The 4,649-nt window shown below is 46.1% G+C and carries 7 protein-coding genes; all 7 read right to left on the bottom strand.

Going from position 1 to position 4,649, the window contains the following annotated elements:
* Positions 1-110 precede the first annotated feature (110 nt).
* Positions 111-329 carry a type II toxin-antitoxin system HicB family antitoxin gene (locus H6G62_RS26125; RefSeq protein ID WP_190500641.1) on the bottom strand — a complete coding sequence of 73 codons (219 nt, stop codon included), beginning with the start codon at positions 327-329 and terminating at the stop codon, positions 111-113.
* The gene (locus H6G62_RS26120) at positions 326-1,303 is read right to left on the bottom strand and encodes a BsuBI/PstI family type II restriction endonuclease (RefSeq protein ID WP_190500639.1); all 978 of its coding nucleotides are present in this window, start codon (positions 1,301-1,303) and stop codon (positions 326-328) included. Before H6G62_RS26120 ends, H6G62_RS26125 begins: the two co-directional genes overlap by 4 nt.
* Positions 1,300-2,787 (bottom strand): Eco57I restriction-modification methylase domain-containing protein, encoded by a 1,488-nt coding sequence (locus H6G62_RS26115; RefSeq protein ID WP_190500638.1) that lies wholly within the window; start codon positions 2,785-2,787, stop codon positions 1,300-1,302. The genes H6G62_RS26120 and H6G62_RS26115 overlap by 4 nt, the downstream gene beginning before the upstream one ends.
* 62 nt (positions 2,788-2,849) lie before the next feature.
* A complete protein-coding gene (locus H6G62_RS26110) occupies positions 2,850-3,158 on the bottom strand; it encodes a DUF2442 domain-containing protein (protein WP_190500636.1) in 309 nt (102 codons plus the stop codon).
* Positions 3,139-3,375, bottom strand: a complete 237-nt coding sequence (locus H6G62_RS26105) for a DUF4160 domain-containing protein (protein WP_190500635.1) — start codon at positions 3,373-3,375, stop codon at positions 3,139-3,141. Before H6G62_RS26105 ends, H6G62_RS26110 begins: the two co-directional genes overlap by 20 nt.
* A 64-nt stretch (positions 3,376-3,439) precedes the next feature.
* Positions 3,440-4,072: a hypothetical protein gene (locus tag H6G62_RS26100; protein WP_242052284.1), complete on the bottom strand. Its 633-nt coding sequence runs from the start codon at positions 4,070-4,072 to the stop codon at positions 3,440-3,442.
* Positions 4,073-4,159: 87 nt separating this feature from the next.
* A complete protein-coding gene (locus tag H6G62_RS26095) occupies positions 4,160-4,516 on the bottom strand; it encodes a hypothetical protein (RefSeq protein WP_190500633.1) in 357 nt (118 codons plus the stop codon).
* Between the last annotated feature and the right edge of the window lie 133 nt (positions 4,517-4,649).

Genomic DNA, 4,649 nt, shown 5'->3' with positions numbered 1-4,649 from the left:
CTCATGACACGATGTGGCAAGCACCCGCCTGTTCACTGCCACTCCCCGCCACCCCTGAGGCCGCAACGGCCTAGCAGGATGAGCTTGACAAAGAAGATAATCGCTACTTGCTAGGCGACTTGTAGAGTTCTGGGGGCTGGGATGGGTTCTCCTTCGGCTTGCCATGCTTTTAGGTACATTTCGATAACTTCCTCTCCGTTGCGGATGGCTTCTTCGCGGGTTTTGCCGTGGGTGCAGGGCATGATGACGAGTTCGGCAAATTCTGGAATGGTAACGAGAAAAAGCTGATCTTCATCTGACCATTGGACGATCATGCTGTATCGGTTCATGGGGTGTCCTCGTCCACTTGATCGGGTTCCTTGTATGGGCCAAGAAAACGTTCTCCGTTGAAATGAATCAGATGTGAGGGTGAATCTGCTGTCCACACTTCAGTTTCCCAGGCAATTTCAGGCAAGTATCGTGCCATGACTGCCCGACTTGGGAAAGCGGTCACATAGACTAGTCCCGCAGTAGAGTCTCGAAACAGCATTGCTAGTTCGGTATGGCGCTTGCTATCAACAGGCCCATGACTGGTAACAGCCTCCACAAGTAGCAGCCAGTTTTTGGCTGAGTAGTGTAGTACTACGTCGGGCATCTTGCCGTGTGAGTCTACATTAACACCTAGTTGAGCGAGGAGGTTGTGGTCAAAGTAGCCCCACTTTTCGCCTGTATCGCCGACGTAGACTAGTAGGCTACCTGGGGCAAACCGTGGGGAAAAGTCCTCGATGATGGCTTGAATCAGTTCGCTATGTTCTCCAGGGCTAAGGGTGATTTGTTGCCCCTGAGCAATGGCAACTGGAATACGACTTTGCGATCTTTCTTTGGTATAGCGGGCTACCAGTGTCTCGCGCTCGGCTAGGTAGTCGTTGAGGTTGTTGTTCCAGGCTGGAGTATTGAAGGTTTGTAGCAGGGCTAAGGCCGCAGGTTCAATCTGATAAACGGCCTTAGGGCTATTGACCGGGCGATCTGGTTTGTCTGGATTGTACAGGGCTAGACCAGCATCGCAAAACTGGTGCATGGTCTGACGGCGTATGGTTTCGCGGGTATTGGGGGCATAGTCTTTATCGTAGTGTTGTCGTATCCAATCCATGATTGGCGTGATACCCATGAGTGGGTTTTCAGCATCGGCCCAAGTTTTGCCGGGGGTGAGGTTAATTAAGGCTAGCAAACACAGGGCAGAGCGCTCGTTCTGTTGTGCGCGGGGCAAACCTAAGGAAACGATGATTTGCTGTGTGGCCTCAATGTAGCGGCTTTTGTCGGTCATGTCGTCAGGGTGTCTAGTTTTGCATCAATCTGTGCCTGGGTTAGATCTTGTTGTTCCATTGCCCACTGACCAAGCTCGATTAAGGCACTTCGACTAGGGTACTTCATCTGTCTAAGATCGGTTGCATTGACCTGGGTATGGCCATTGAAACGACGAAAATATTCATCCACTGCAGTTGTGTTTAGAAATGTAGATAGCCCATGAACCAGAGTTTCAGGAAGGCCATGTTTATTTTCATGGAATAAATTCAGATGGTTCTCAAAACCTAGTAGAGACTCATAGCCAAAAATGGCAGGACTAATCACGCTTGCTATTACTCGGCGTTTTTCCTCTTTGGATGAGAATCGACGGACTACACAATAGAACCCGTTTGGATAAAGCCATTTTTCTGTTTCTTTATTTCGCATAATGGCGTTTGGCTTCTTTAATTCTGGCTTGGGCCATACCACATATCCATTAGCCAGATGTCCAGGATAAATGAGTGGGACAGTGCCGGGTTCAGGGTTGTCTCTTAAATGTGCTTTTAACCGGAAATCGACTACAGGGCCAGTTGAGACTTGAATGCCAAGTTCCGCTAGTGAGTATCGAACGGTAGGGGATAGCTCGATTACGCTTTTCTCGGTGGTGGTGGGGATGTGAATAAACCGTTCGAGGTCGTCTGGAAAGATAATGCGGTCGAATGGATGCTCTTGGATAGTAAGGTCGGAAAAGCTATCATCGGTTGAGGTGGAAATGGTTACTGACTCTGGCTGACCATCACGCTCTAGCCGAATGATGATATTTTCTTGTAGAACGTCATCATCCTTAAAAGCCTGACTGCGTGACTCGAATAGGTGGATGTGGCGGATAGCTGAGCGCTCAAGAATAAAATCTCGGAAGGGACGATAATATGGCCCGTTACAAAAACTGCGGGGAATAATGGCTACGATTTGTCCTTCGGATGCAGTTAGGGCTACAGCTAAAGCAACGAAGGCTGAGTATAGGTTAACGGTTTCAATTCCTACACGACGTAGGGCTAGCCGATGGGCTGAACGGCTACTAATTTTTTTGTACGGAGGGTTAAGAATTACGTGGGTGTAGGGTTCTAGGGGTGTAGAAAATAGGTTGCCAGAGAGTGAATCTGCTGCAGCATGGATAAAATCTTCTTGGTAAATTTTACTGGTGAGATTATTGTCTAGACTGTAGTTCGATAATGTTTCTGATAGGGCTTCAATTAGATCTTGATCTACTTCAAAGGCATCGACCTCTATATTGTGAAAGCGAAATTCGCCATCAACCCACCGATCTAGGAAGGCCGCAGATAGAGAGCCTATTCCTGCACCTGCATCTAAAAGACGACAATGGCCGCAACCATCTGGGAAAAGACTGGCCATGAATTCCGCTGTTTTTTGCGGTGTTAGAAATTGTCCTAGGCTAGATTTTTTGGCTGAATTGGTTTTTCTTGAAAGTTTTAACCTCTTCTGCTCAAGCTTAGCTAGGTTCATGGCCAATAATTTCTATGCCGTTGTAGAAAAGGGGCTGGTGATAGAGCGTTTAGGTAGTGCCGTTAGATTGAGGTTTGACGTTGAGTAAGCCATCGTTGGAATGAGGTTTGGCTTTCCCCAGAGGGTTGACCTAAAATAATGTTTTTTAGGCTGATGTCTTCGTCAAGTTGGGGCCAGTGGATGCCTGAACCGTTGCCGATGAGTCGCCAGGTTTGACGTTCTTCGAGGGAACCGTGGAGGAGGCGGGGATACCAGGCTAGGGGAACGGTAATGGTGCGGCCATCTGACAGATCGACGGCTAGGGAGTCGTCTGTAATTTCAATGGTTTGAATGACGGGCACATCGATTAAATCAATGGTTAAAGAAGTCATGCCAGCCCTCTAGTAGTTGTTCTTGATGTTCTTCGACCAGCTTTTGAATGCGGTTTATCTCTTTGCGGTTAAAGCCTTTGTTGGATTGGATGCGAACTGGGTTAAGCCAAAATTTAGCTTCGTCTTGATCTCGTTCAATATGGATATGAGGTGGTTCATCGCGGTCTCCGGCATAGCAGAAAAAACGATAGGGGCCAACGGTTAGAAGAGTAGGCATTTTGCGGAATAGATAGTCGTATACCTCATAAAATATTGCAACTCGTCAATTTCCAATCTCCGGCCTATGATCTCTTGCTAGAGATGGCGGTGAATAGCTGAATTAAGCTGAGTAAATTAATATCGCGCCAGTTGATTGCAACGGTGCTTTTGATTTGTAGCTCACCTTGCTGAAGATCAAGGTTAAGGGCTGAGCCATCTTGGATGTTATGAAAGAGGGCATCGACTAGACGAAGTTGGCTTTTGGGAAGGGTGTAGTAAACCAGATCGCCGTCTAGTCTGACACCTTCGGGTAGAGTTTGGCCAGGGATATAGCCACCAAGAAAGGTACTCCATCCGGAGATAAGGATGCGATACATAAATGAAGAGGATTCAACTTGGGGCTTTTGGAGAAGGCGTAGCTGCCCTTCAACAAAATCGCCTTTGATACAGATTTTTTCAGGAATGAAGTGAATTTTGGCTTTAATTTGGTTTTGCTCGATAGTGGCCAGCAACCCCTGTTGAGGATCTGGTTCTAGAGCAGTAAGTTGATCTACTCGCTGGATGGTCTTTTGGCAAAGTAGCTCAACCGTTTTTGCTTTAAGCGTCAGGGCATGGGCAGGGGAATCGATAACGATGTAATCCTCCACCTGCTTCTGGAGCAGTTTGCCAGAGTTTTTGGCTGCGTTGCTGAGTTGATCAAAGAGTTTCATCGGCATTTATCATCCACAATATTAATAGATTAAGACTTCTAACAGAATCACCCAACTTAGAAAACAGGCTTTCTGGCCTACTAAATCAGAATTTCAACGAATCAGATCTTGGTATAGATGTGCCGCTATTTCTTGATAAACTTCTGTGATTTTAATGGGGTCAGTCAATCGAAAAAGACTTAAGATGGTTTGATTGAAAATAGGATCTTCATCAATTGCGAGAACTATTTCTAATTCCCCTGAAACTCTGAGTACATATAAAGAGGAATTATATTCGCCTAGGTCTAGAATATTAGGGATGCAATATAATTCATGAAAATCATTAAAATCACTATCTAGAATAAGACCGACAAGATCGTTGATTTCACTGATAATTTTGTCTTTTCTATCCTGACTTAGACGACGAAGATCCTGCTCAAAGGTTGCGGTTGACTCAATCAGGATATCCATGGCAATTCAAGATGCTAGACACCTAACTTTAGGGATAAGCAGTCGCTACTTGTTACGTTTAATCATAGTCTATCACCTGGGACAGAGAACTCGCTATGTAATAGCCTAGCTTTACGGGAACTGCGTTACCAAT

The sequence above is a fragment of the Phormidium sp. FACHB-1136 genome (assembly GCF_014697375.1).
GTDB lineage: Bacteria > Cyanobacteriota > Cyanobacteriia > Phormidesmidales > Phormidesmidaceae > Nodosilinea.
The sequence above is the reverse complement of the archived record's forward strand: the minus strand, read 5'-3'. Positions and strand labels throughout refer to the sequence as shown.